This is a genomic window from Spirosoma harenae (assembly GCF_054776975.1).
Map to the genome: position 1 here is coordinate 590920 of NZ_BAAHBD010000010.1, position 26657 is coordinate 617576.

Annotated in this window: 27 protein-coding genes; 17 read left to right on the plus strand and 10 right to left on the minus strand. The window is 45.2% G+C overall.

The genetic code is table 11. The features are described 5' to 3' along the window. Nucleotides 1-28: 28 nt before the first annotated feature. From ACYVE4_RS16415 to argH, 5 genes are all read left to right on the plus strand, one after another. Entirely contained in the window at nt 29-472 is a 444-nt protein-coding gene (locus ACYVE4_RS16415) for a DMT family transporter (protein WP_461041251.1), read from the plus strand. A 44-nt stretch (nt 473-516) separates the two neighbouring features. Beyond that, complete coding sequence (locus tag ACYVE4_RS16420; protein WP_461041252.1) at nt 517-1140, plus strand: hypothetical protein; 624 nt, start codon at nt 517-519, stop codon at nt 1138-1140. A gap of 86 nt (nt 1141-1226) precedes the next feature. Beyond that, the gene (locus ACYVE4_RS16425) at nt 1227-2501 is read left to right on the plus strand and encodes an MFS transporter (RefSeq protein WP_461041253.1); all 1275 of its coding nucleotides are present in this window, start codon (nt 1227-1229) and stop codon (nt 2499-2501) included. After that, complete coding sequence (locus ACYVE4_RS16430) at nt 2494-3000, plus strand: hypothetical protein (protein ID WP_461041254.1); 507 nt, start codon at nt 2494-2496, stop codon at nt 2998-3000. Before ACYVE4_RS16425 ends, ACYVE4_RS16430 begins: the two co-directional genes overlap by 8 nt. A gap of 130 nt (nt 3001-3130) precedes the next feature. Beyond that, on the plus strand, nt 3131-4465 hold the full coding sequence (gene argH / locus ACYVE4_RS16435; protein ID WP_461041311.1) for an argininosuccinate lyase: 1335 nt from the start codon (nt 3131-3133) through the stop codon (nt 4463-4465). Between the two features lie 62 nt (nt 4466-4527). On the opposite strand, the gene ACYVE4_RS16440 is transcribed toward argH, so the two are convergent. Further along, entirely contained in the window at nt 4528-5394 is an 867-nt protein-coding gene (locus ACYVE4_RS16440) for an SMP-30/gluconolactonase/LRE family protein (protein WP_461041255.1), read from the minus strand. A gap of 196 nt (nt 5395-5590) precedes the next feature. Here ACYVE4_RS16440 and ACYVE4_RS16445 point away from each other — a divergent pair, with 196 nt between their 5' ends. After that, a complete protein-coding gene (locus tag ACYVE4_RS16445) occupies nt 5591-5800 on the plus strand; it encodes a hypothetical protein (RefSeq protein WP_461041256.1) in 210 nt (69 codons plus the stop codon). A gap of 56 nt (nt 5801-5856) precedes the next feature. Here ACYVE4_RS16445 and ACYVE4_RS16450 read toward each other — a convergent pair whose 3' ends face one another. After that, the gene (locus tag ACYVE4_RS16450) at nt 5857-7107 is read right to left on the minus strand and encodes an MFS transporter (RefSeq protein WP_461041257.1); all 1251 of its coding nucleotides are present in this window, start codon (nt 7105-7107) and stop codon (nt 5857-5859) included. A 68-nt stretch (nt 7108-7175) separates the two neighbouring features. On the opposite strand from ACYVE4_RS16450, the gene ACYVE4_RS16455 reads away from it, so the two are divergent. Further along, nucleotides 7176-7829 (plus strand): phosphoribosylanthranilate isomerase, encoded by a 654-nt coding sequence (locus tag ACYVE4_RS16455; RefSeq protein WP_461041258.1) that lies wholly within the window; start codon nt 7176-7178, stop codon nt 7827-7829. Nucleotides 7830-7978: 149 nt separating this feature from the next. On the opposite strand, the gene ACYVE4_RS16460 is transcribed toward ACYVE4_RS16455, so the two are convergent. Beyond that, a complete protein-coding gene (locus tag ACYVE4_RS16460) occupies nt 7979-8401 on the minus strand; it encodes an Hsp20/alpha crystallin family protein (RefSeq protein WP_461041259.1) in 423 nt (140 codons plus the stop codon). A gap of 343 nt (nt 8402-8744) precedes the next feature. Here ACYVE4_RS16460 and ACYVE4_RS16465 point away from each other — a divergent pair, with 343 nt between their 5' ends. Further along, on the plus strand, nt 8745-10088 hold the full coding sequence (locus ACYVE4_RS16465; RefSeq protein ID WP_461041260.1) for a tetratricopeptide repeat protein: 1344 nt from the start codon (nt 8745-8747) through the stop codon (nt 10086-10088). 89 nt (nt 10089-10177) lie between these two features. On the opposite strand, the gene ACYVE4_RS16470 is transcribed toward ACYVE4_RS16465, so the two are convergent. Together ACYVE4_RS16470 and ACYVE4_RS16475 are read right to left on the minus strand one after the other, a co-directional pair. Beyond that, nucleotides 10178-10651, minus strand: a complete 474-nt coding sequence (locus ACYVE4_RS16470; protein ID WP_461041261.1) for a hypothetical protein — start codon at nt 10649-10651, stop codon at nt 10178-10180. A gap of 106 nt (nt 10652-10757) precedes the next feature. Further along, nucleotides 10758-11528, minus strand: coding sequence for an AMP nucleosidase (locus ACYVE4_RS16475; protein ID WP_461041262.1), 771 nt, complete (start codon nt 11526-11528; stop codon nt 10758-10760). A 101-nt stretch (nt 11529-11629) separates the two neighbouring features. Between ACYVE4_RS16475 and ACYVE4_RS16480 the strand changes: the two genes are divergently transcribed. Continuing rightward, the gene (locus tag ACYVE4_RS16480; RefSeq protein ID WP_461041263.1) at nt 11630-12073 is read left to right on the plus strand and encodes a type I restriction enzyme HsdR N-terminal domain-containing protein; all 444 of its coding nucleotides are present in this window, start codon (nt 11630-11632) and stop codon (nt 12071-12073) included. A 91-nt stretch (nt 12074-12164) separates the two neighbouring features. Here ACYVE4_RS16480 and ACYVE4_RS16485 read toward each other — a convergent pair whose 3' ends face one another. From ACYVE4_RS16485 to ACYVE4_RS16500, 4 genes are all read right to left on the minus strand, one after another. After that, nucleotides 12165-12731 carry a YceI family protein gene (locus ACYVE4_RS16485; RefSeq protein WP_461041264.1) on the minus strand — a complete coding sequence of 189 codons (567 nt, stop codon included), beginning with the start codon at nt 12729-12731 and terminating at the stop codon, nt 12165-12167. Between the two features lie 38 nt (nt 12732-12769). Beyond that, a complete protein-coding gene (locus tag ACYVE4_RS16490; RefSeq protein WP_461041265.1) occupies nt 12770-13225 on the minus strand; it encodes a MarR family winged helix-turn-helix transcriptional regulator in 456 nt (151 codons plus the stop codon). 57 nt (nt 13226-13282) lie between these two features. Further along, the gene (locus ACYVE4_RS16495) at nt 13283-15316 is read right to left on the minus strand and encodes a hypothetical protein (protein WP_461041267.1); all 2034 of its coding nucleotides are present in this window, start codon (nt 15314-15316) and stop codon (nt 13283-13285) included. Nucleotides 15317-15457: 141 nt separating this feature from the next. Further along, the gene (locus tag ACYVE4_RS16500; protein ID WP_461041268.1) at nt 15458-15976 is read right to left on the minus strand and encodes a GNAT family N-acetyltransferase; all 519 of its coding nucleotides are present in this window, start codon (nt 15974-15976) and stop codon (nt 15458-15460) included. A 64-nt stretch (nt 15977-16040) separates the two neighbouring features. On the opposite strand from ACYVE4_RS16500, the gene ACYVE4_RS16505 reads away from it, so the two are divergent. From ACYVE4_RS16505 to ACYVE4_RS16525, 5 genes are all read left to right on the plus strand, one after another. Continuing rightward, nucleotides 16041-16628 carry a Maf family protein gene (locus ACYVE4_RS16505; RefSeq protein ID WP_461041269.1) on the plus strand — a complete coding sequence of 196 codons (588 nt, stop codon included), beginning with the start codon at nt 16041-16043 and terminating at the stop codon, nt 16626-16628. A gap of 28 nt (nt 16629-16656) precedes the next feature. After that, nucleotides 16657-18210 carry an alpha-amylase family glycosyl hydrolase gene (locus ACYVE4_RS16510; RefSeq protein ID WP_461041270.1) on the plus strand — a complete coding sequence of 518 codons (1554 nt, stop codon included), beginning with the start codon at nt 16657-16659 and terminating at the stop codon, nt 18208-18210. Nucleotides 18211-18429: 219 nt separating this feature from the next. Then, on the plus strand, nt 18430-19002 hold the full coding sequence (locus ACYVE4_RS16515; RefSeq protein ID WP_461041271.1) for a hypothetical protein: 573 nt from the start codon (nt 18430-18432) through the stop codon (nt 19000-19002). A gap of 136 nt (nt 19003-19138) precedes the next feature. Beyond that, nucleotides 19139-20071, plus strand: coding sequence for a M20/M25/M40 family metallo-hydrolase (locus ACYVE4_RS16520; RefSeq protein WP_461041272.1), 933 nt, complete (start codon nt 19139-19141; stop codon nt 20069-20071). Between the two features lie 30 nt (nt 20072-20101). Beyond that, nucleotides 20102-21526: an arylsulfatase gene (locus ACYVE4_RS16525; RefSeq protein ID WP_461041273.1), complete on the plus strand. Its 1425-nt coding sequence runs from the start codon at nt 20102-20104 to the stop codon at nt 21524-21526. Between the two features lie 72 nt (nt 21527-21598). Here ACYVE4_RS16525 and ACYVE4_RS16530 read toward each other — a convergent pair whose 3' ends face one another. Further along, entirely contained in the window at nt 21599-22537 is a 939-nt protein-coding gene (locus tag ACYVE4_RS16530) for a dienelactone hydrolase family protein (protein WP_461041274.1), read from the minus strand. Between the two features lie 250 nt (nt 22538-22787). Here ACYVE4_RS16530 and ACYVE4_RS16535 point away from each other — a divergent pair, with 250 nt between their 5' ends. The 3 genes from ACYVE4_RS16535 to ACYVE4_RS16545 all read left to right on the plus strand — a co-directional run bounded on the left by ACYVE4_RS16535 (nt 22788) and on the right by ACYVE4_RS16545 (nt 26567). Then, a complete protein-coding gene (locus ACYVE4_RS16535; RefSeq protein WP_461041275.1) occupies nt 22788-24335 on the plus strand; it encodes a sensor histidine kinase in 1548 nt (515 codons plus the stop codon). Between the two features lie 88 nt (nt 24336-24423). Then, the gene (locus tag ACYVE4_RS16540; protein ID WP_461041276.1) at nt 24424-25878 is read left to right on the plus strand and encodes a serine hydrolase domain-containing protein; all 1455 of its coding nucleotides are present in this window, start codon (nt 24424-24426) and stop codon (nt 25876-25878) included. Next, complete coding sequence (locus ACYVE4_RS16545; protein ID WP_461041277.1) at nt 25875-26567, plus strand: LytR/AlgR family response regulator transcription factor; 693 nt, start codon at nt 25875-25877, stop codon at nt 26565-26567. Before ACYVE4_RS16540 ends, ACYVE4_RS16545 begins: the two co-directional genes overlap by 4 nt. The last annotated feature ends 90 nt before the right edge of the window (nt 26568-26657 follow it).

Genomic DNA, 26657 nt, shown 5'->3' on the forward strand with positions numbered 1-26657 from the left:
GCGATTGGCCTTTGCCTACCTTTGCTCTATGAATTACATCTATTTACTCCTTGCGTTTCTGGTAGGTCTGGCCATTACGGTGCAGGCGGGTGTCAATGCGAACTTACGGCAGGCAATGGCTAATCCGATTCTGGCGGCTGTTATCTCGTTTGGTTCGGGTCTTATTGCGCTGATCATTATGTTTCTGGCCTCGGGTGGCGTCGTTCCTTCTTTCGAAACCATTCGTCAGGTGAGTTGGTGGAAGTGGACCGGGGGCGTTATGGGTGCTATTTATATGATTACGGTGATTGTCAGCGTCCAAAAAATAGGAGCGGCTAATCTGGTAAGTTTGAGTGTGGCCGGACAATTAGTGGCGGCTATTATTCTGGATCACTATGGTTTTATGGGCTTTTCGCTTCACCCCGCCAACGGCTGGCGACTACTCGGCGTTATGTTGATTGTTGCCGGTGTATTGCTGGTAGTGAAGAACTAAGTTCAGGATTTAGGGTTTTACAGTTTACAGTAAACTGAATCCCGATGAATACCATCAGCTATCGTTTCTACCCTTCCCTGCTCAACGTTTTCTCGCATTATATACACGGCGGACATCTCTCGGCGCAGGAATTGATCGACTCCATTAATCGGGTTCCTACGCCAACAACAGCCGCTCAGGAACGGGGAATTTCGTTTGAAGAGGCCGTTGTAAAAGGCACCGCCGAAGAACGATTCGATCCGGAGCTTATCAGAAAAGTACGTAAACTCCTACCCCGCCCGATTGTCGATACACAGGTTTATTGCCAATGGCAAATTGATGATGTGCTATTCTACGGTTATGTTGATCTGATCGGCAAGTTTAAAGCAGTGGATTTAAAAACAACGGCTTCCTACCAGGCAGGACGTTACGTACACAATCACCAGAATTTGTATCTCCATGCGCTAAAAAATAAAGGCATTAAGCTTATGGAGTATGTGATTGCAGTTTTTGGCTCAGCCGGTCAGGCAGAAGTTCACGTAGAAAGCTATGCCTTAACGCATCCGATTGAGAAGCAACTGGAGGAAATTCGGTTATTCAAGCAATTTCTGGAAGAGCATCGTCCACTTATTACTGACAAGAAAATCTTTGTTACCCCCGGTGAAGACGCAGATGCCCGTCGACGGTAGCTTCCTGGCGCACTTGTTTTGTAAACTTATCTTCGTTCACTCAATTACCAATCCTGGCTGGCCCGGATTAGTCGTAACTTGCGGCCATGCTTCAGCGGACTCTTCATCTATACCAACAAGCCTATCGAGGTCTGTCGCCATCCGTATGGTTATTGGCGGGCGTCATGCTCATCAATCGCTGTGGTACTATGGTGTTGCCGTTCATGACGCTCTATCTAACTCAACATCTGCACTATTCTGTTCCACAAGCGGGGGTTGTCATGGCCGTTTACGGAGCTGGGGCTTTTATTGGTACGTTTCTGGGTGGTAAACTCACGGACCGATTCGGCTTCTACTATGTTCAGTTAATCAGCTTGGCTTTTGGTGGTCTTGCCTTGGTAGGTCTTCAATTTGTTACCAATTTTTACTGGCTCTGCGGAAGCGTATTTACGTTCACACTACTCGGCGATGCCTTCCGACCGGCCAATCAGGCTGCCATTGCCAATTACTCCGATGTGGATACCCGAACCCGGGCGTTTTCGCTCAACCGACTGGCTATTAACCTGGGCTGGGCTGTTGGGGGCGGATTGGGCGGCTGGTTGGCCAGCGTAAATTATAACCTTCTATTTTGGGTCGATGGACTTACCTGTTTAGTCGCCAGTATTGTGTTGTGGATCAATTTACCAGTACCGATTCAGACTGAAAATAAGCTAACTCAACCAGTTGATTCAGGCAAAAAATCCTCTGTGGCATTACCGTCTGCAAGTCCCTATCGAGATACATTGTTCATTCATTTTGTGGTATGTGCTACGCTGTATTTCATCGTATTCATGCAGCTGTTTACGATTGTACCGCTTTTTTTCAAAGAAATCTTCGCCATGAGTGAACGCCAGATTGGCTCCTTGATGGCACTGAATGGAATCATCATTGTCATTGTCGAAATGGCGTTAGTTTATAGCCTCGAACAGCAAAAACGCGCCAAACTTCGGCTAATTATTACCGGCGTTATTCTGGTCGCTATCGCTTACCTATTCCTGACAATACCTACCGGAGCTTTTGTAAACGGCCTATCAATTGCCCTGCTTTACATCATCTGTAGCACGGTCAGCGAAATGCTGGCTATGCCCTTTTTTCAGTCATTTGCCGTTGAACGCGCCAACCCAGCGACCCGAGGACAATACCTCGCTCTTTACTCAATGGGTGGATCATTGTCGCAAACGACGGCCCCGCTATTTGGCTCTTTTATGGTATCTCAGGTTGGTTTTTCGACACACTGGCTGGCGCTGGCTGGAATCAGTTTATTATCAGCCAGTGGATTTTGGTGGTTATCAAAGCGATTGAGAAGCCAGGAGCAACAATTAATTCTAATTGATAATGAATGAGTTTACCGCTATCCGCCCAGTGGCCGACGTATCTAGTTTTATGAATGTTCAGCTTGACTACCGAATTACACAATCGCTTGGTGATGAGGAATACAGTCATCTGCATGGCAAGCTAACCTTTACCATTGGTGATCGGATCGTTCCCTATATGAGCTATTTTGGTGATGAGGATGTCTGCTACAATGAATGGCTTCGGGAGTTAGCTACAGTCTTGATAATGGCCGAGGAAGGTGAAAAAGCATATCTATACGATGAAGGAGAGCAAGGCCAGCCAGCTTATTTATTCGAGTTTGATGGTGAAACTGCTTTTCTTTCCATCGTCGATTCACCTATTTCTGAGCAGGAGGGAGATCCTGACTGGCAGAAAGTTCCATTTGCTATAGCTTCGTTGAAAGCTGCTTATCAAGCACTTCGAAGCGTCTATTTACGTGAAATAAAAACAAGAGAATCCGACGCGCATACGTATTGGGCTGAATTGATGGCCTTACCCGGCGATTAGCCTCCTCACCCGAAAACATCCTACCTTTGCCAATAATTTAATGAGCGAAAGAGTGAAAGAGCGAAAGAGTGAAATCTGCCGCCAGCTTAGTCATCCTTTTGCTCTTTCACTCTTTCGCTCTTTCACCAATTTGAAACTCTGGCAAAAAGAAGGCGTAACAACAGCCGAACAAATTGAACGATTCACCGTCGGGCGCGACCGCGAGATGGATCTTTACCTCGCTCCTTTCGACGTGTTAGGCAATCTTGCCCATGCCCAAATGCTCGAAACAATTAACCTGCTTTCGGCAGATGAATTAGCATCGTTGCAGGGAAAATTGAAGAACATTTACCAGCAGATCGAAGCAGGGCAATTCCAGATTGAAGATGGAATTGAAGATGTGCACTCGCAGGTGGAACTAATCCTGACGCGTTCTCTCGGTGATGTTGGAAAGAAAATTCATTCTGGCCGATCCCGAAACGATCAGGTATTGGTCGATCTAAAGCTATTCACCCGTGATCGGCTCTGGCAGGTGGCTGAAGCGGTTCAACGTGTGTTTAATCGACTGATTGCTCGCTCGGAACAGCACAAAGATGACCTTTTGCCGGGGTACACACACTTGCAAATTGCCATGCCTTCCTCGTTCGGACTTTGGTTTGGCGCGTATGCCGAAGCTCTCTCTGATGATATGCTGACGCTTCAAACTGCCTATCGCTTGGCTAACCGGAATCCATTAGGTTCAGGGGCAGGCTATGGCTCGTCGTTTCCATTGAACCGGACGCTTACAACTGAATTGTTGGGCTTTGAAGGCATGCATGTGAATGTAGTTTATGCGCAGATGAGCCGAGGTAAAACCGAACAGACAGCGCTTACGGCGTTAGCAGCTATTGCAGCTACGATTTCACGTATGGCGATGGATATCTGCCTGTATAATAGTCAGAATTTCGGATTTCTGATTCTTCCTGATGCGCTGACGACAGGTTCCAGCATCATGCCCCACAAGAAAAATCCCGACGTAGCTGAATTACTGCGTGCTAAAACCAATCGCATGAAAGCGTTACCGATGGAAGTAACATTGGTTATGAGCAATTTACCCTCTGGCTACCATCGCGATATGCAACTACTGAAAGAAATCCTGATGCCTGCTTTCGACGAAATTCTGGATTGTCTCGACATTACCGACTTCATGCTCGAACACCTACAGGTAAAACCAAATCTGCTGGATGATCCGAAATATGACTTGCTATTTAGCGTCGAACGTGTAAACGAGCTCGTTTTGCAAGGCGTTCCGTTCCGCGAGGCTTATCGAACCGTCGGAAAAGAAATTGCGGAGCATACCTACGTACCTCCTCGCGAGCTACATCACACGCATGAAGGCAGTATCGGCAACTTAGGCAATGATCTGATTGTACAGCAAATGAAGCAGGCCATGGATGGCTTTGGAAATGAACGCGTTCAACAGGCTGTATCAAAGTTACTTTCCTAGATTAACAAAAACGCCTGACTTTGATAGTCAGGCGTTTTTGTTAAAAACAAGATTCATTGCTACTATTCAACTCGATAAGCAGCGAGGCTATTTTTATAGAACGTTGGCACAACGATTAGCTTTTTCTTAGGAACATAATCGATATCAGCAGAATTGATCTTTGCGCCACGCGTATCCAACAGTTGCTCTTTGGTACCATCGGCAGCTACATGGAAAATCTGTCCGTTCCAGTCTGAAACGAAGTAAGCATTCTTCCCTTCAGGTACAATACCATCAGTTGCAGATAAGCCATCCGCGATTTTCGTAATTGTTTTCGTCTCTACATCAACTGTTTGTAATGCGCCGATTTTCGTACTGCCAATCAGCAGCTTATCCTTGCCAACAGCCAGTAGCCCATTCGGTTTATTTAGTTGTTCGCCTTCCATCCAGACCTCCCATTTATCATCTTTCAGTCGGTAAATTTTATCATTACGATTGTCTGAAACATAGACTGTTCCATCGCTGGCTATGGACACGTCATTCAAATACGCTTCTTTCCCTACCGCGTCCCAGGTTTTTTCGGCCTGTCCATTTGACGTATTGATACAAACCAGGCGATACATATCCGTTACATAAAGCCGTTTTTTATAAAGCCCCATTCCTTTGGGCGCATTCAGTCCGGACGTCCAGCGTAAGTTTTCAATTTTCCCATCAAGGGTCACTTTTGAGATAAATCCACTACCATCGAGTCCATCGGGCTTCCCATCAATATTACTGACGTATAGGGTCTTTTTTCCATCGTATAATACCGATTCGGGAGTCCGTAATGTCGAGTCCGTTTCCCAGACTTTCACCAATTTTATCGCTTTCGGGGCAACAGATGGGGGCGTTAACGCCAACAGCGTAACTATCCCAGAAAAGGCAATGGTAAGTAAAAATGCTTGTTTCATAGTCAAATGGATGACCAACAGATTAAAAAAATGTAAAAAATTTTAGTTGCACCCTACCGGGCTGGCATTCGCTTTGTAAAGCATACTAAAAAGGTAGAATATAATTATTCTAACCGCCATTAGAGAGCAGCGATATAATGTAGAAACAATCTAAAAACCAAGGTGTTTACCATCACGCACACTAAAACACAGGTTCATGGAAAACAACCAACCCCTTGCTTCACAGGTGCAGCCACCAGTCGGGCAACTCAAGGACAGTATCCGCGACATGATTCGGCTGCAACGTGATTACCAACTTCCAGATGAGTTGTTCTGGGAGATTTTCAATGCCCGCGTCCTGCTCAACAAGCCAGTTGACGTAACTTCCTTCATTCGCGACTTCAACTCATCTGTCGCACAAAACTAATCCCGAGATTACTTCCCGGAAGATCACTTGTTCTTTCGGGAAGTTCATTTTTCTACTCAGCTCAGCCGCACGGCAAACAATTCTTTTGATCTGGCGTACACATAAGTGACCACCACCAGGGTTACTACGCCACCAAGAGCTACCGACGGTATAGTACCTAAAAGCTTCGCCAGAAGCCCAGATTCAAAGGCGCCAATTTCATTCGACGAACTGACAAATATGCCATTAACAGCCGCCACACGGCCACGCATGTGATCGGGCGGGAAAATCTGGAGAATGGTTTGACGGATAATTACGCTCACACTATCAAATGCGCCCGTCAGAGCCAGCATAATTAACGATAGGTAAAAGTTCGTTGAAAATGCGAATATGATTGTCGCCACGCCAAACCCTAATACGGCGATTAACATATTGCGCCAGGCATTGTGCGTTGGTGGATATTTAGTCATGAATGCCATAGTCGTGAGCGCGCCCACTGACGGGGCTGCTCGTAAAAAGCCTAGTCCTTCAGCTCCCACCCGAAGAATATCTTCGGCAAAGACCGGCAAAATAGCAACCACCCCTCCGAACAAAACCGAAAAGAGGTCAAGCGAGATGGCGTACAGTACAATCTGCGTTTTAAAGACAAATCGAAAGCCTTCTTTCAGGCTTTCCCGGAAGCCTTGTTCAGGTTCATTATTCACCGGAACAGGCTTGCGCCCAATGAGTGAAATAAATAGGAAACAGACAGCAAACAAGGCAATTATGATAATCAACGTATTATCAAAACCGAACCAGCTATAGAAAAAACCGGCCAATCCCGGCCCTACAATTGCCCCTGCCTGCCAGAAAGAACTAGACCAGGTGGCCGAGTTGGCGTATAATTCGCGGGGTACTAAGAAAGGTTTCAGCGACGAACTAGCGGGTGAATAAAAACCTTTCGCCGTACCAATCAGCATGAGAACGCCATAGATCGTTGCAAGTCGGGCTACAGATGATAAGCGGGCTACGATCGAAGGTTGAAAAACCAGATACAAAATAACCGAGCCCAGAATAATTACCAATAAACTCCATTGCAGAATACTTTTTTTGTCGCGCCGGTCGGCTAGGTGCCCACCAAAGAGCGATAAAATAATAAAGGGAATCGCTTCGGCTAGTCCAACAAGTCCCAGCATTAGTGGGTCATGCGTAATTTTGTAGAGTTCATAGCCTAGAATAACTTCCTGAATCAGCAGGGTAACGGTAATCAGAAAACTATTGGCGATGAAGTAGCGAAATTCAGGGATTCTGAGAGAAGCAAATGTATCAATAGAGGATTGCTGCGCCATACTGGTAATGGGCGAATCGTATGTTTTTCGCCTGATTGTTAGTTAATCAACCCCAAATTATAGAATCTATGTTCCGAACGAGATTAAAAATTTGTTGCATCAGTAGTATAGCCGAAGCGCAGCTTGCTATTCGATTCGGAGCCGACGCTCTTGGCCTTGTCGGTCGAATGCCAAGTGGGCCCGGCGTTGTAGCCGACGAACTGGCAGCCCAGATTGTTCGCTCCACACCACCACCGATAGCGACATTCATGCTCACCAGCGAAACACAACCCGTTGATATTCTGAGCCATCAACAGCGCGTCGGAGCCAATACAATTCAACTGGTTGACGCGGTGCCCCTCGGAACATACACACAACTTCGCAGCGCTTTACCTGCCGTAAAAATTGTGCAGGTGATTCATGTTATTGATGAACGAAATCTAGATGAGGCTCTTCAAGCGGTTCAAAACGGAGTCGATGCATTATTGCTGGACTCTGGTAATCCCAATCTCGCGGTCAAAGAGTTAGGTGGCACAGGTCGAGTACATAACTGGCAGGTAAGTCGTCAGATTGTTGAGCAATCGAGCGTACCTGTTTTTTTAGCGGGTGGCCTAAAACTGGAGAATGTTCGGCAGGCCTTAGACACGGTTAATCCGTTTGGCCTTGATATTTGTAGTGGCGTTCGAACTAATGGCCAACTCGACGAACGTAAACTCGAAGCGTTTGTGAAGGCGTTGGCATAGGGCATTGGGGTAAGGGCAAAGGTGAATTAGTTTTACCTTTTGCCCTTACCCCAATGCCTTATGCTATCCACCAAAAAAGCTCGCACGAATCCGTACGAGCTTTTATTACTACACAGCAGCAATTCCTGCCCTGTGGTTCCTCTGCCTGCTTAGGCAACAGCAATCTGTTTTACTAACTTCTCTTCTTTCACGTCAATTTTAGGTAATTCAACGGTCAGGATACCATCGGTATAAGCCGCTTTAATAGCGTCAGCATTTACCGTTTTGGGGAGTTTGAAGCTCCGTTCGAACGAGGTAAAACCGAACTCCTGACGGGTGAACTTTTCCGTAGTTTCTTCAGACTTAACTTCTGATTGATAGCCAATCGTCAGTTTGTTAGCCTCTACATTAATTTTTAAATCCTCTTTTTTCAGACCAGGAGCGGCCAATTCAAGGATAAATTCAGTTTCAGTTTCTTTTACATTCACAGCCGGTACGTTCGGTGTTGTGTTATGATACCGATTGATTACCGGACGAGTATAGAAAGGGTTAAAGAAACCAGGGAAGTTGTTATATCGAACTAAGGTTGCCATTTGCTTATTGAGTTTACTAGGTTATTTATTTTCAAACACATCTACCCTATTTCAAATGACGTACCAAGTCAATAATTAAGACATTTTGACAGTAAAATATATAAACAGACCAAATATATACGACATATTGTCAGTAAAAGAATGTAAAATTGGCAACTATTTTGCAACATAACGACTAAGTAAGTACCACATACTAATGAGTAAGTTTTGAAAACAGTTACTTATCGAAAAAGAAGATCCAGCCTGATTCTTAAACTTGTAGTAATTTGAAGAATCAGTAACAACGACTAATTTTATACTATCAATTGATACATACTCACCAATAATTTCTGTATTTAAATCTATGAAGCGACATTTCCTGCCGCTGGTTACCTTCTCGCTTTGCGCCAGCTTAAGCCTTTCTGCAATAGCTCAGCAGACAGCCGTTGATTACTTTGAAAATGGAATCGTTAAAAGCAAAGCAAACGATTTTATGGGCGCTCTTCAGGCCTTTAGCATGGCCATTACCATGAATCCTGAGAATGCTGCGAGCTATTACAATCGAGGCTTAGCTAAAGCTAATTTAAAAGACCATCGGGGAGCCATTCTCGATTACGACCGAGCTATTGAACTCAATGGCAAAGATGCTATGGCTTATTTAAGCCGGGGTGTCAGCAAAAGCAAACAGGACGATCACCGAGGGGCCCTGCTGGACTTTAGCCGCTCCATCGAACTAAATCCCGATGACGCTATGGCTTACTACAACCGGGGAGTAAGCCGGAGCCGTATCGAACAATACCGGGGAGCGCTCACGGATTTCAATAAAGTTATCGAACTCGAACCAGGGAATGCCCAGGCCTATTATGTTCGGGGCGTTACGAAACAGAAACTAGAAGACTTTGCTGGCAGTTTACCCGATTTTTCAAAAGTTATCGAATTAATGCCCAAACGGGCGCAGGCCTTTGCTGGTCGAGGTATTTCGAAAGCCGAATTGAACGATTTCACTGGTGCTGTTACCGACCTTAACAAAGCAATTGAACTTAGCCCTGAAGAAAGTGAATCTCATTTTTATCGGGGATATGCAAAAGGAAAGCTGGAAGATTACAAAGGCGCTTTAGTTGACTATGATCGTGCTATAGCGCTCAAAAGCGACGATTATCGAGCTTACTACGGACGCGGATTTGCGCGCAGCAAACTGGGCGACCAAAAAAACGCCGTACAGGATTTCAATACCGCTATTGAAATGAACAACGCCAACGCTGCCGATACAAAAGTTGTTTACAGTGGTCGTATCAACCGTGCTACATTGGATAACTTACGAAATGTAATCCAGGAGCGTAATAAAATCAATGAGTTAGGACCTGAGCGGGCCGAAGCCTATTTCAGCCGGGCAGTTAGCAAAACCAAACAAGGTGATCAACGTTCCGCCATTCTTGACTTAAATAAAGCTATTGAATTAAGCCCTACCTATGCCGAAGCTTATTTCAGCCGTGGCCTCATCAAATCAGCCCAAGGCGACCAACGAGGAGCTATCATGGATTGCAATAGTGCCATTAAGCTGAATCCTCGCTACGCTGAAGTTTACTACATTCGGGGTATCATCAAACACAGCCTTGGCGACGAAAACGGAGGTTGCCTCGATCTTTCTAAAGCCGGTGAGTTAGGCTACAATCCGGCCTACAAGGTTATCAGCGACTATTGTAATTAAGCTATATAGTATAACGGCAAAAGCGCGAGATAAAACGGGCTACCTTACCCCGTTTTATCTCGCGCTTTTGCCGTTATACTGGATTTAACTTATTTTAGACGATCCTGAATAAGCGTTACCAATTGATCGAATCGGCTATTCATCTCCTGTCGAAGACTACCTATTTCATTGTCAATCTTTTGGTTGACTTGGTCGAATTTTTGATTTACCTGATCAAATTTCAGATTTACCTCTTCAAATTTCAGATTGACTTCATCAAATTTTTGATTGACTTCTTCAAATTTCAGATTGATTTGCGTAAACTCCTGTTGCACTTCCTCACGGAAAATAGTCTGTCCATCCGCAATCCGATCAACCTTGCCATCAATCCGATCAACTTTCTCGTCAATCTGATTTACTTTAATAGTGAGATTGGCTAGCCCCTTCGCCGTAATATCTGCTTTCTGATCAGCACGAGTGGCTATTTCTAAAATTTGCCCTTGGCCTTCAATAAGTCGGTCTATCTTTTGAAGTGAGTCAGCCATGAGCGGCTCTAATTGGTCAAGTCTGCGGTTAGGTGTCATGAAGCAAATATATAGGTCACAAGATCATCAAAAGCGAATTTGTCAATTTATTATCAAAATAAGTAGAGTTATTGCCATTAACTGATCTATCCAACTACACCAACGTCTATTCAAACCGCAAATGTTTTACGGAATCACCAGACGATTCGAGTTCAACAAGGGCGTCGATACCAATGTCTAAATGCACATTGACGAACTGGCTCGTTACTCGTTTATCACTTTCTTCTGTTTTAACTCCTTCCGGAACCAACGGATTGTCTGAGACTAATAAAAGCGCTCCATGCGGTATAGAATTCACAAAACCTACCGTAAAAATGGTGGCCGTTTCCATGTCGATAGCCATCGTTCGTATTTCGCGTAGATACTCTTTGAACGGCTCATCGTGTTCCCAGATACGCCGGTTTGTTGTATACACTGTTCCTGTCCAGTAATCCAGTTCGTATTTTTTGATCGTCGACGACACGGCTCGTTGTAATCGAAATGAGGGTAGAGCCGGGATTTCGGGCCGCATATAATCATTGCTGGTTCCTTCGCCCCGGATAGCCGCAATTGGCAGCACTAGGTCGCCAATCTGCGTTTTTTTCAGTCCACCGCATTTTCCCAAAAATAGAACTGCCTTGGGGTCTACTGCCGAAAGCAGATCCATGACGGTGGCGGCCATAGCACTACCCATCCCGAAATTGATAATCGTAATGTTATTAGCTGTAGCCGTCTGCATAGCTCGACCAATACCGAAAATTTCAACATCGAACTTCTTAGCGAATAATTCAACGTAATTGATAAAGTTGGTCAACAGTATGTATTCGCCAAATTGCTCGATTGGCGTACCTGTATACCGTGGTAGCCAGTTCTGGACAATCTCTTCTTTTGTTTTCATTTCTAAAGCGTGAATGAGTTGATACGTAAACGAGTGAAAAGCTGGGGAGAGTTTTTACACTCTTTCGCTCATTCACGCTTTTACTCTTTTATCTTTGACGTATGGTTCCGTTAAACCTCCCCACATTTGATTGCAAAACTAAGCAAGTAGACGGTAAACCGTATATTTTCGATTTAATCCGCCGGAAGTATGTTCGTCTATCGCCTGAAGAGTGGGTTCGTCAGCATATGATTAACCTACTTTTAACCCACTATGCCTACCCCAAAGCCCTTATCCGAAATGAAGGTGCGCTGACACTAAATCAAACATTGAAACGGACCGATGTTGTTGTATTTGACCGACAAGGACAGCCTTTTCTAATTGTCGAGTGTAAAGCCCCTCACATTACCTTAACTCGATCAGTTTTCGATCAGATTTCGCGTTACAATCACGTCCACCGGGCACCTTATCTGGTCGTTTCCAACGGTTTAGTTCACTATTGCTGTTGTGTCAATCACGAAACCGCTGAAGTACAATTCATGGATGATTTCCCAATGTTCGATTAATGATATACAGCTAGTTTTCACGGTCTGGCCATAAAAAATCCCCAGCCCTATGAAGCGCTGGGGAAGGAAATCAATTCAGGTTTTAAACTTATTATTGCTTGGCCAATTCACCGGAAGCTTTGATTGTGATTTCGTCACTAACAGTAGCCGTTTGTGAAGAACCTACGCCAAAATCTAACCGCTTGATTTCGCCAGTTACCTTAAAACCAGCTTTAACTTGTTTGTTCTGGGGATTTGTAACCGGTCCGTTGATAACAGCATCAAGCGTTACAGGTTTGGTTACACCATGCATGGTCAGATCGCCCACCAGTTTGTATTTATTGCCCGACACTTTGCTGATCGACTTGCTTTTAAAGGTCAACGTTGGGTATTTGGCAGCATCAAAAAAATCGGGACTTTTCAGATGCGTATCACGGCGTTCCTGATTGGTATTTACACTGTTGATATCAGCGGTTAGTTCAATCTGAGCATCTGAAAAATCATCTTTCGCCGATGTCATCTTTACATCGAAATTCTGGAATTTCCCATCTACTTCGGACAGCATTAAGTGCGTTACAGTAAAATTCAGGCTTGAGTGAGCCTTATCAAGACCCCAGGTTTGAGCAAAAGCGCCTACAGACGAAAATAACAAAGCAGCAATTAAGGTTGCTTTTTTCATTGGTTGTATATAGTTAATAAAATTGATAATTCGTGTCGTTAACCCCGAAGCTTGTCCAGCAGTTGACTCAGTTGGATAGCTTCCTCTTCGCTCAGTTTACATTTCTGCTCATCAGACCATCGGTTCTGATCAACATCAACTTCCTTGAGCAATTCCAGTCCGGCTTCCGTAATCACAACATCAACCGCCCGGCGATCTCGGGGACACTCTGTCCGTAAGACAAGTTTTTTGGCAAGTAGTTTATCAACTAATCGGGATGCATTCGACATTTTGTCGAGCATGCGCTCTGTGATGTCGCTTACTTTCACTGGATTAGGATATTGTCCCCGTAAAATCCGCAGTACATTGTATTGCTGCAACGTCAGTCCCGAAGGCTTTAATAAATGCATCTGAGAAGCTGCTGTCCAGTTACTTGTATAAATCAAATTCACCATAACCCGGTGATAGGGTGATTTAAATGGCGTTGTTTGTTTGATGTCGGTTTCGATAGACATGGCGCAAAGATAAAACAATTGTATTTAATGTAACAACATCAATTAAAAAGAAATTCACTATTGATAAGGAATAATCTGAGGAGCCGATTGATCAAAATCCCGGAATCGTAACGTGGGTATGCCTGCAAACTCTTGCCGGAAGGGTATAGTATTATTCGGAATATTCGGGTAATAAGCGAGTCGAATCTGAAAACTATTAAACGTCAGGTTTTCATTTCGCAGGCGAAAGCCAATGCCATAGCCCTGATACAATGGCCCTCTCAGCAAGGGACGATCCGGAAAACTGATAAAACCGAGGTTAACGAACGTTACAAAAGCTACGCGAAAACCTATCAGATTGAGTTTTGAAAACAGAATATTCTCGTAGTTAACAAACAACCGTTTTGTTCCTCGCAACGCATCACTATATACCCCAATACCATCAGTATTAATTCCTGATCCACTGCTACTTAAGGAGATATATTCGTTATCAAACCGCTCGAAACCGGTTGTATAACGTGTGTTCAGGAAATGACGCATATTTCCCCATCGACTTTTGACGAGGGGACTGAAATAGTTAGACTCCAGCGAGAAAACACCTTGTTCAATCGTACGGGATCGAACAAATGTTCCTAAACTAACCAGACTATACAAATACCCCATCTGCCGAATATAATTCCCTTGCGAGAAATTGACCCCCATATAGGTTCTACGCCCTAACTCGGCGGCATCAATCCCGCCGATTAACGAGATTGATTCTCCAGTCGGCACGTCTTCCGTACGCCCAAATCCATAAATCAAGACGTCCCGAACGTATTTACGACGAGAATAACCAACGCTGAATAACGTTGTCCGACTATCCTGATAAAGCTGGTTCGTATCGGCAGTTACGGTTGGGCGCCTGGAATAACTATAGTCGGTATTTCGAAGCGCAACAATGAGTCGTGCGCGGCCTTTTTTCTCCAGATCGGTTTCGCTTTCCCGATAAAATAGCCGGAAGGAACGACCAATCCAGATGTCTGTGTAATTGTAGGATAGAGGAACAAACAATACGCTGTCTTCACGGGTAATCAGTCGATTGTTAATCTCGGTATGATTCAGTTCAATAGAGCCTGCGTATTTTGTATCGGGCGTCAAAAACGGTCGAAATACTTTAGCCGATATTTGCTTCAGATCACGTAAATACAATAAATCCGCCTGAGCCGTTAGGAAGGTTTTCGCAATAAACGGCACTTTATAATGCATCTGGTACTCCATTCTCTGGCGCGGATCTGACCCCAGATAAGAAACCTGTGTCCAAAGCTGATGACCTAACCCTCTGAAATTCACCTGATTAAAACCGACACTGAAATTATTAAATCCACTAAACCCGCCGATAGGAAGTAATGACCAGACGTCTTGTGTAATGACATAAACATCGACAAACTGCTTACTTCCAGCGCGCGGAACGACCAGAATCCGGGCGTCATGAAAAATTGATGTAGTCCGTAAAAGTCGTTCATTATCGCGCAACGTAACGGGATTAATGACATCGCCTGTTTGAAAAAGTAAATAGGATCGTCGAATAATGTGTTCGCGTGTATTCGTATGCAGCTTTCCTCCCGTTCGTTCAATCCAGTTTCCGGGCTTACGTAAGGTATCGTAAACCGTCTGTCCGAATACGTTTAGTCGTCGGATGTAAATTGTGCCAATAATACGTCCTTCAAAAGGTTTAAAGGGATTGACCTCGATCTGGTTTACTTCGCCCGTTCTCACGCGGCTATTATAAACATCCTGAAAAACAGCATCATAGAGTTGACGAGTTAAACGATGTTTATACATCTTAGCTTTCAGGCGACTGTAAAAAACGCTATCGCGATAAATCAGAATACTGTCGGTGATGGCCGATAGCCGCACTCCCGTTAATGAATCGGTTGGACCGCTATTCATTGGTTTGGGTTTTAGCGTATCGACCTTGACCCGGTTCGGATTAAGGATAAAACGTCCGTCTTTTGCAGGTTGAGTAGTATCCTGCTGCGCTACTGCGTAAGTCGAATAACCGAAAAAGAGGAACAGCCACACCAGAAACGGGTGCAACACTGACCGGAGCTCGTTCGGATATAACTGACGCATGTTGCGATGTAGACTGCTGCTTAGAGTCTGATGAGACTGAATGGTTTAAGTTTGAAGCGGTAACAGAACTTGTTAACGACCTGCCTTAACTTCTTTACTTATAATTTGATTAAAACAGAAAACAACCAACTTAAAAACAACTCAAGTCGTTAACTGTTTTTGGAGCCAAAAATCCCGCTGACGTTCAGAGCCGAACTGAAAATAATGGAAACCGAATCGTTCGAAGCCCATTCGTATGTAAAAACCTATCGCACGTTCATTCCGCTCCCATACACCCAGCCACACTGCCGTATAACCCTGATTACGAGCCCAATCGAGGCAGAACTCCATTAATATACGGCCCTGCCCCTGCCCTAGTTTCGTTTTTACCAGATAAATACGCTGAATTTCAATCGCGTTCCGATCTGTCATTCGGCGCGGAGGTCTGCCTCGTCGAAGTTTTACATAGCCAATCGGTGTACCTTCCGATTCGAGCAAAAAGAAAAACGACTGTTTATCAGCCAGTTCAGCTTCAAGTAAGGGTAGTGTAATAGCCGATTCAATGTACTCCTCAACTAAATGTGCAGGATTGTGAGGTGGCCCAAAAGAGTCTCGCATTGTTATGGCTGCGAGGTCCGTTAGCAAAGGGGCATCGGCAAGTGTAGCGGGTCGGATAGTCAAGGGATTGCGATTTACGGCTTACGATTTACGATTTTTGTCGGTATAAATTATTAATAGACACTCAATGAACTTGCGTTATCCACTCGTGCTGGCATCCGGATCACCCCGTCGGAAACAACTTATGACCGATGCAGGCTTTTCGTTCACTATCGAAATCCGCCCTACGGATGAGATATTTCCTCCAACAATGCCTGTCAACGAGGTAGCCGAATACCTTGCCCGCCAGAAAGCCGAACAATTTCAAGCCGATTTAGGGAACCGGATCGTTTTATGTGCTGACACTGTCGTGATTGTCGATAATCAGATTCTGAACAAACCACAGAACGAAGCGGATGCCTATCGAATGCTGCGAATGTTATCAGGACGTACGCACCGTGTTCGAACGGGGGTGGCTATACTAGCGCCAGATTCAGCTAATGAACCGCACATTTATTCCCTGACCGACGAAACAATTGTGCAGTTTAGCGATTTAACCGACGAGGAAATTTCCTATTATATCCGCGTTTGCAAACCTTTTGACAAAGCGGGCGCTTATGGCGCACAGGATTTTATTGGGCTAGTTGGTATTCAACGACTGGAAGGCTCGTTTTACACGGTTATGGGTTTGCCCACCCACCGGGTTTATGAGGTCCTCAAACCTTATTTTGAGTAATACAACCGAAAAGATAGCCGTGTTCAGCATGACTTCTCAAAACACTACACAATCCGACTCTACACATTCAAAAACACACCCTATTCCGCTACCCATCGGTCATACAGGGGTTCATTATGAAATTTTCGTTCGCTCTTTTGCCGACTCCAACGGCGATGGTATCGGCGATCTGAATGGCGTAATGAATAATCTTGATTATCTGAACGATCTTGGCGTATCGGCCATTTGGCTGATGCCCATTAGTCCATCGCCCAGCTACCATAAATACGACGTAACGGACTATTACGGCATCGATCCAGAGTATGGTACGATGGAGGATTTCAAACGACTTTTATCAGAAGCCCACAAACGCAACATAGCTGTTCTGATCGACCTGGTACTGCATCATACGAGCCTGCAGCACGCCTGGTTTCAGGAAGCTAGTAAAGGTCCTGAGAATCCGTATTGGCCGTTTTTCAAATGGCTCCATCCTAACGAGATTAAGGCCCGAAATCTAGCCACGCGCGACATCACTGCCGATTCGGACGAAAAAAATCCGTGGCATTCGGTGCCGGGCGCCACCTATCCGGAGAAATATTACGGCATGTTCTGGCAGGGAATGCCGGATTTGAATTTCGACCATCGGCCAGTACGTGATGAATTGTTCAAGGTAATCCGTTACTGGCTCAATGATATAGGGGTGGATGGCTTTCGGCTGGACGCAGCTCGCCATCTTTATCGGGATTACGAAGAAACCAAGAATCACGATTTCTGGGAAGAATTCGGTCGGGAAGTTGAAGCGGCTAAACCGGGAGCTTATACAGTGGGCGAAGTCTGGACACGGCCCGAACGCATTGCGCCTTATTTCCGGGGACTGAAAGCGAACTTCAATTTCGACCTGCGGCTCATGATCGAATCCATCGTTCGTAAGGAAGACGATACAGAAAATCTGATTGAGTTTTTAGCATACGTTCATGGAGCCTTTGGCAATGTGAATCCGCAATTTATCGACGCGCTAATCCTGTCGAATCACGATCAGAATCGAATCGGTAGTTTGCTTAAAGGAAACCCTAATCACCTGAAAGTAGCGGCCAATTTACTGTTAACCTTGCCGGGTTTACCGTATGTGTATTATGGGGAAGAAATCGGCATGCGCGGTGTGAAACCCGACGAAAATCTGCGCGAACCGTTTCTCTGGGATTTTCGCGACCGGGATCGCCAACGTACATCCTGGCGACGGGGCCGATACAGTAATAGTAAAACCATTCGTCCGCTGGCTCAGCAAAAGATTGACCCCGATTCGTTGTATAGTCATTATAAAACGCTGATTCATTACCGCAACAGCCATCCTGTTTTGAACGACAACCTAAGTCGATTGCAGCAAGTTGGTATTCGGCAAAAGGGGATTCTGGCGTTTATTCGCCAATCCTCAACGGGGCAGCGTGTATTGATTATTCATAACCTGACAAGCGATACGATTGATGTAGCATTTTCAGCCGACGAGGAAATCTTTTGCCAAATCGTATTCGAAACGGTATCCGGCAGTATGTGTCATGGGCAATATGTGCAAGTACCGGCTTACAGTTGTGTGCTGTTAACCTAAAATTGGAAGCTATTCAACTATAAAAAAACCTGATCTGTCTAGATAAACAGGCTTTCTGTCGATTGCCAATTTACAATCAACACGCAGTCATGTCTTACTGATGTTTTAACAGTACACAGAATTGATGGGAAAGGCGTTTAGCCGACATTCTCTGCAACGCGCTGACTTCAGTTTGTGTACGGGTCTAGTAGTCAATACAACCTTAAATCAACGTAAGCCATGAAAAATTTCCTGCTTGTTTTCAGCCTTTTTATTGCCAGTGTTGCTTATCAGCCAGCAAAGGCGCAAGTCAATGTAAACATCAACATCGGTAGTCAACCATTGTGGGGCCCTACCGGCTACGATTACGTGGATTATTATTATTTCCCGGATCTGGATATTTACTATTATGTGCCGCTACAGCAATGGATTTATTTCAACGGTGGCCGCTGGATTACGACAACGGTGCTGCCTCCGCGTTACAATAGCTATGATCTGTATCGTTTACACAAAGTAGTGATCAACGAAAAACAGCCTTATCTGCGAAACAACGTGTATCGAACAAGATATTCTTCGTTTAGAGGCAAATACGATCAGCAGCCCATTCGCGACAGCCGCGATTCTAGATATTACGTGATTAATAATCACCCGATGCACGGCAAAGCACCTGTAACGAACAGACAACCTATGAGGAATCAGCCCAGCAACAATAATCGACCCGGCGGTCGTGATGAGCATCAGGCAAAAGGCCGACCCCAAGGTAACTCACGCGACAATGGCCGCCCACACAGTGAAGAACGTGGTCCCCGTTAATTAATACATAAGTAGTTTAGTTTTTGTCATGCTAACGAAGGAAGCATCTTCACCATTAAAATGCTTCCTTCGTTAGCATGACAAAAAAACCCAACGATGCGCCTATATTGACCCACTTTTTGCGTCAATAGATTTCATGAAACGTTATCTCTCCATTTTCCTCGGCTTGCTAACCCTACCCCTTTTCGGACAGGAACCCTCTGCCAAACAAATAAAGAAACACATTCGCTACCTAGCTTCCGACAACATGAAAGGACGTGGAACCGGAAGCCCGGAAAATGCAAAAGCCGCTCGCTACATTGCCAACTACTTCAGGAAGTATCGTTTAGCACCGTTAGGAACCAACGGTTATTATCAACCCTTTACCGCTAAAGTTCGGCGCATTGTTGTGCCTGATAGTCTGCGAGAGGCAAAAAATGTAATTGGCTTTCTGGATAACGATGCTCCTTACACGATTGTCATTGGTGCTCATTACGACCATCTTGGCGTAGGTCGGCAAGGCAGTTCACTAGATTCTCTACCTCAGGGAAAAATTCATAATGGAGCCGATGATAATGCATCAGGAGTAGCCGGTCTGCTGGAATTGGCACAGTATTTCAGTAAAAACAACGTAAAGGAGCCTTATAATTTTCTGTTCATGGCCTTCGGGGCGGAGGAATTAGGCTTGCAGGGATCGCGTCATTTTCTGAACAATCCTACACTTCCACTTGACAAGATAACCTTTATGACGTGTATGGATATGATTGGTCGCTACAATCCCGACCGGGGTGTTGGTATTGGTGGTTACGGCACCAGCGATGCGTGGCCTGCCGTTTTTAAAGGCGTGGAAAGCTCCATTAAATTCTTCACCGATCGGGCTGGAAACGGCGGTTCAGACAATGCGTCTTTTTATGCGAAACAGATTCCGGTTTTGTTTTTTCATACGGGCGGGCATCCCGATTACCATAAACCTACAGATGATACGGAGAAAATTGACGCTATCGCAGAAGAAGCCATTCTTCGTCTGGAAATAAAGCTAATCGAGAACGCGCTCAAGCTCCCCAAAATGACTTTTACCGCCGTGAAGTAATGGATTCCCTAGCTCCTATAACTCATAGTCATGTATAAATTTTCAGCCTTGCTCATTTGCTTAGTTATCTATTTTCAAACACAAGCCCAGAAACCGAATCGTCCCAACATAATTTTTATTCTGGCTGATGATCTGGGGTATGGCGATGTAGGTATAAACGGGCAAAAACTGATCAGAACGCCCAATATTGACCGACTGGCGCGAGAGGGCATGCGTTTTCCGCAATTCTACGCCGGAACATCGGTATGTGCTCCCTCACGGGCGTCGCTCATGACCGGCAAACATACTGGACATACGTATATCCGAGGCAACAAAGAGGTCAAACCCGAAGGGCAACAACCCATTGCCGATTCAGTAACGACGGTAGCCGAGCTGTTGCATAAAGCAGGATACATAACAGCTGCTTTTGGCAAATGGGGATTAGGGCCAGTCGGTTCGGAAGGAGACCCGAATAAGCAAGGTTTCGACCGTTTTTACGGCTATAATTGCCAGGGGCTGGCACACCGCTATTATCCTGATCATCTGTGGGATAACAGTCAGAAAGTAGTGCTGACTGCGAATGAGAATCTACAACATACGAAAGAGTACGCGCCCGATCTGATCCAGAAACAGGCACTGAATTTTTTAGAGGCCCACGATGGTAAACAGCCCTTCTTTTTATTCCTGCCCTACATTCTTCCTCACGCCGAACTGCTGGCTCCCGACGATAGCATTCTTGCGTACTACAAACGCAAATTTCCCCAGGAAAAACCATTCAAAGGTGCGGATTACGGCCTCGACGCCAAAACGGGCGGCTATACATCGCAAGCCTTTCCTCACGCTACATTTGCGGCAATGGTTACCCGACTTGATTTATACGTTGGCGAAGTCATGGCAAAACTTCGCCAAAAAGGACTCGATAAAAATACGCTTGTCATTTTTACGAGCGATAATGGGCCACACATCGAAGGGGGAGCCGATCCGACGTTTTTTAACAGCAGTGGCGGTTTTCGGGGTGTGAAACGAGATCTGTACGAGGGTGGCATTCGCGAACCATTTTTTGCTCATTGGCCAGGCCATATTAAAGCCGGTTCTACCAGCGATTTCATCGGCGCATTCTGGGATATACTGCCCACTTTTACAGAGCTGGCTGGCGCAAATGCACCGGGTCGGATAGACGGGATTTCATTCGTACCAACCTTGACAGGCAAAGGAGTCCAAAAAAAACACGATTACTTATACTGGGAATTTCATGAAAACGGTGGTCGTCAGGCAGTTCGTCAAGGAAACTGGAAAGCCGTGCGTTTACAGGCCATAGCTCATCCCGACGGACCCGTTGAATTATATGATCTTTCGAAAGATCCCGCCGAAGCACATAATATCGCTAATGAGCATCCCGATAAAGCAAAACAACTCGGCCAATTGATGACGCAATCGCACGTTGAATCGCCCATTTTCCCGTTTACGAATCAGTGATCCTTCACGAGTAAGTATACTTTTCTGTCATCCTTCCTGGGGTCAGGATGACAGAAACTCACAACAAATCAATTACAGCCACTTCTTAAAAAAGGCCATAATATCAGTTCGCATGTCGGCGGTTTCCAGATGGCCGACGTCGTAGATTTTCAATTGCCAGGCATCCGGCGCACCATCCCGCTGGTAAATTACTTTTAGCTGTTGATCAATTTTCGCCAGACCATCCAAAGGCGTCAGCGGATCAAGTCGACCCGCCAGACCAAAGTGTGGTCGTGGGGAAATAAGTCCGTTGATATCGGAGGTGGTGAAATGCGTTAGCAAGTCGGGGACGTAATAATAGATGCCGTGTAAGCCGAGTCCTTTGGCTTTAATGAGCGCCTGATAATCCGTCAGGCAGCATAGATCAACGCACACGTTAATACGCTCATCGAGCGCAGCCAGCCACCAGGCCATCGTGCTCCCCATCGACATACCCATCGTTGCAATTCGTTTCGTATCAACTTCGGGACGGGTTTCTAGGTAATCCAATGCCCGTAGGTTATCGTAAACCATCATGCCCCACAACACCTGTCCATGCCAGAGCATTTCTTTGAACGTATCCTGCTCACCCTGCGCCCGGCGTTCGCCAAAACACCAACTGTCAATACATAGTCCAGCGTAGCCCGCACGAGCCAACGCCAGCGCGTAAGGTGGTTTCTGCATTTCAGGTCGACCTCGCATAAATTCCTCTTTCCCAACTTCATATTGTCCAAAATGGGAATGATTGAACAGAACGACTGGCACTTTACCAGTTTGATTTTTAGGGCGGGTAAAGTAGGCCGGAACCTGTTCCTGACCATTTAGATCGAGCAGGAGTTTCTCAATAATTAGTTCGTCGGTTTGCTGCGTCTCAATCAGTTTCGCGCTGATTGGTCGATGTCGATCCGGTAATTTGCCCAGCAGTTTATATAGCTCAGCCCGCTGTTTCTTTTTACCAGATGCTGTCATTTCTGACTTATTGTTCTGCCTCATTACCAAGGGGTTTAGATCAACTGTATAGGCTGAAAAGAGCATGTTACTGAGGAGCATCAAACTAGTCGAAAATACCTTCCATCCTATTCGGGTCATATCGATTATCGTTCAGAAATATGCGGTGAAAACGTTGGTTGGCCAGAAAATTACTCGTTAGCCTTTTTTGAAATCATCCCATTTTTTGACCTGTTCATCCCATTCCCAACACGCTTCTATTCCTACTGCCTAGTTTTGACCAAAAATCAATCCTATGGCGGCTAATTCTCTTCTTCGACGTTTCGAGTACCTATTCATTGGTAGCGTTGCGATTATTTACGTCATCCGCCGATTAGTACAGGAAGTGAATCGACTCGATCGTATGGTCGTTGAGATTCAGAGAATTCCAGGCGCTGCTTCGGATACATGGCGTGAACTGAATACGTACAATTATATCCTGAACAATAATCTTCCTCTCGTTTTTGGCGTCGTTTTTTTCCTACTGAGTTGGTATGCTTTTCATCAGTTTGCTTATCCTCAACTGAATCAGAATATTGACAGTAAAAATGCCTGGCTCTATCTTGGATTAGCTGTTTTATTGCTGTTAATCAGTGCGTTTAGTTATCATTATTTGAAATTATACGTCCGTTTCCGGCATGATTCGATGAATCAAGTTATTGGTCTGAAAGTGTACTCGTTATATCGAAAACGGACCGTATTGGCCGATACTATTGGATTAGGGATCATTCTCCTCACGTATGAGTTAATCTTCCAGTTCTATTTGTTCCTGAACCAAAAAATTGCGCAGGAATCAGAACGTAATTTCCGACCGATTAGCTACTCATTCCTGGGCGGGGTTGGCCTGTTTATGATCAGCTTCGCATTTAGTGGCAATCTCCCGCAAACCTTGTGGCAACTCCCCTTTCGGGAAGCACTTGCTTTGCTGGCCCTGGCTATCCAGATTTATTTGCTTCAGGCTTACTGTTTTACCAACATTCTTCCCCATCTCCGCGACCGGACGCCAGTGGGCCCTAATCATAGTATTGCCTATCTATTGTTTGGGCTGATAGGAACGTTACTTGTGTGGGGCGCGGGCAGTTCCTTCAATTTCTACGACGCCCCTAGTGCAATTATATTCTTGTCAACCAGTTTTGTAGTCTCCTTTTCCATCGCTTATCTGCGACTGAGCTTAACGAAAGAAAAAACGGTTTTACAAACGCAGGTTTCCAGTAAATCGGCCGAGCTGGCGAGCCTTCGCGCGCAAATCAATCCGCATTTTCTATTCAATGCACTCAATAGTCTGTATGCAACGGCGCTAAAAGAGAACAGCGAAAAAACAGCTGATGGCATTCAGAAACTAGGTGATATGATGCGGTTTATGCTACAGGAAAATAACCGAGACCGAATTCCACTCAGCAAAGAAATTACCTATCTGCAAAACTACATTGATCTTCAGCGTATGCGCCTGGACGAATCGCATGGTATGGAGATTCGCGTTACGATCCAAGACCCGGATCGCGACATTTATCTGGCCCCGATGATGCTAATTCCGTTTGTCGAAAACGCCTTTAAGCATGGCATCAGCCTCCGAAATCCATCCTGGATTTACATTACGCTGACGCTGGACAAGACCCATCTATATTTCAAAGTTCATAATTCCCTTCACGCCCAGCAGGCCAGCGATCCTGAAGACGGACGGTCGGGGGTAGGACTCGAGAATGTTCGTAAGCGGCTGGAGTTGATTTACCCAGGTCGCCATCAACTGACTATTCAACAATCCGATCAGGATTATTTCATCTCGTTAACGCTCGGCATCTGGTAAATCAGCGCAAATAACAATCTATTAATCACGTCTTTAGTCCTCATTTTTCAACTATAACGTCAACTGACGCAGCTATCTTTTTGCCCTTATGAAACAGTTCGCACTTTTTCTGTTCATGCTTCTAGTCGCCAAATTGGTGATCGGTCAAACGCCTAAACAAATCGTCGAAGATCAGGTTCGTATGGTCGAAACGAGTCTAATGCCTCCGCTTCAATTGGCCGATGAGCCGCCGGTCCGGTTTAAGTTGGAAGACAGGATGAGACATTATCACGTTCCAGGGCTAAGTATCGCCCTCATTAATGAGGGTCGAATTGAATGGGCTAAATCGTATGGCTACCTGAGTAGTGATAGCACACAAAAAGCTGATATACAAACGATATTCCAGGCAGCTTCCATCAGCAAACCGATTACAGCATTAGCCGTTTTGTACTTGGTACAAGAAGGAAAATTGCGGCTCGACGAGGATGTGAATACGTATTTAAAAACCTGGAAATTGAAAAGTAATCGATTTACGACAGAAAAACCCATCACCCTTCGAGCGCTCCTTTCGCATACGGCTGGATTAACCGTTCATGGGTTCCGGGGCTATGCCGCTGGCGAAACTATTCCGTCGACAATACAAATCCTAAACGGTGAAAAACCAGCGAATTCTCCTCCAGTCGTTTCCGATACAATTCCGGGCAGTCGCTGGAGCTATTCGGGAGGAGGTTATGTGTTGATGCAGCAATTGCTGGAAGATGTTACCGGAATACCCTTCCCTGATTTTCTACAACAAACCGTTCTGAAACCAATCGGGATGAATCACAGCACGTATCAGCAACCTCTACCCGAAACATGGGAGAAAAATGCCAGTATTGGCCACTTTGGTGATGGCAAAAAAGTACCCGGCAACTGGCATACATATCCAGAAATGGCTCCGGCTGGCTTATGGACAACGCCATCCGATCTGGCACGCTATATCATAGAAATGCAGCAATCATTAAAAGGAAAAGCGAACCACGTACTCGATGCAGAGTTGACGAGGAACATGCTGACCAAACAACTTGGCGAACATGGTTTAGGCCCGGAAATAAGTCGCACAGGGGATTCACTGGTCTTTAGTCACGGGGGTGGTAATGTAGGCTATAAATGCTATTTCTATAGCTATGCCAATACCGGCCAGGGCGTTGTTGTCATGACAAACGCGGATAGAGGTTTAGAGGTAATTTTTGAGTTAATGCGCAGCATATCACACGTTTATAAATGGCCGGACTTTAAGTCGATCATCAAAAAAACAGTTCGACTATCCATACAAAAACTGGCTGCTATGGCCGGAGATTATACGCTTAAAAATCGAACAGATCGATTGCTTCGGCTTACAATGAAAGGCAATTCGCTCTTAGTAAAACAGTTGTGGAACGACATGGAGTATACGTTGTGTCCGCAGTCTGATCGTGAGTTTTTTGTCAAAGAATATGGCGATCTATTTACCTTTGAATCATCAGTTGACGGTAATATTACAAGCGTCAATCACTTCGACTCTAAATGGATAAAAATTAAATGACGCTAACCGCTATCGCCATCGACGACGAACCTCAGGCGCTGGAAGTGATTCGACTTCATGCCGCCAAAGTATCGTTTCTCGATCTGAAAGCTACGTTTACCGACGCGTTCGAAGCTATGGCGTGGCTGCAAACCAATAAGGTCGATCTACTTTTTCTGGATATCAAAATGCCTGATATTTCCGGCATTGAAGTTGTCAGAACGTTACCCCGAGTACCAATGGTTGTTTTCACAACGGCCTATTCCGATTTCGCGGTGGATGGATTTAATCTGGATGCCATTGATTATTTATTGAAACCATTTCCGTTATCCCGATTCGCAAAATCCTGCAATAAAGCGCTGGAACAGAAATTATTACGTTCGACAGAAGAACCGGCTTTTCTCTTTATCAAAACAGGCTACGACGAAGAGAAAGTTATGCTGGATGACATTCTCTACATCGAAGCTGATGGGAATTACCTCACGTTTGTGCTGAAAACTCGCAAATTGCTTAACCGCCAAACAATGGCCGAACTTCAACAACTCCTGCCTGCTCAGCAATTTGTCCGCGTTCATCGGTCGTATCTAATTGCAGTGGGGAAAGTAGATAAAATTGGCCGTCAGGAACTGACCATTGCAGGCAAACAAATTCCGATCGGGGCTACTTATGAAGAAGCTCTGGTATCGCTTCGGGAAAAGCTTATCCAATAGCGATTATTTGTTGGTCAGGAAAGACCATTGAGAATCAGACAACTTGCCAATTTATTCACCCTATGATGAGGTCAATCCTAATTTAGGGCT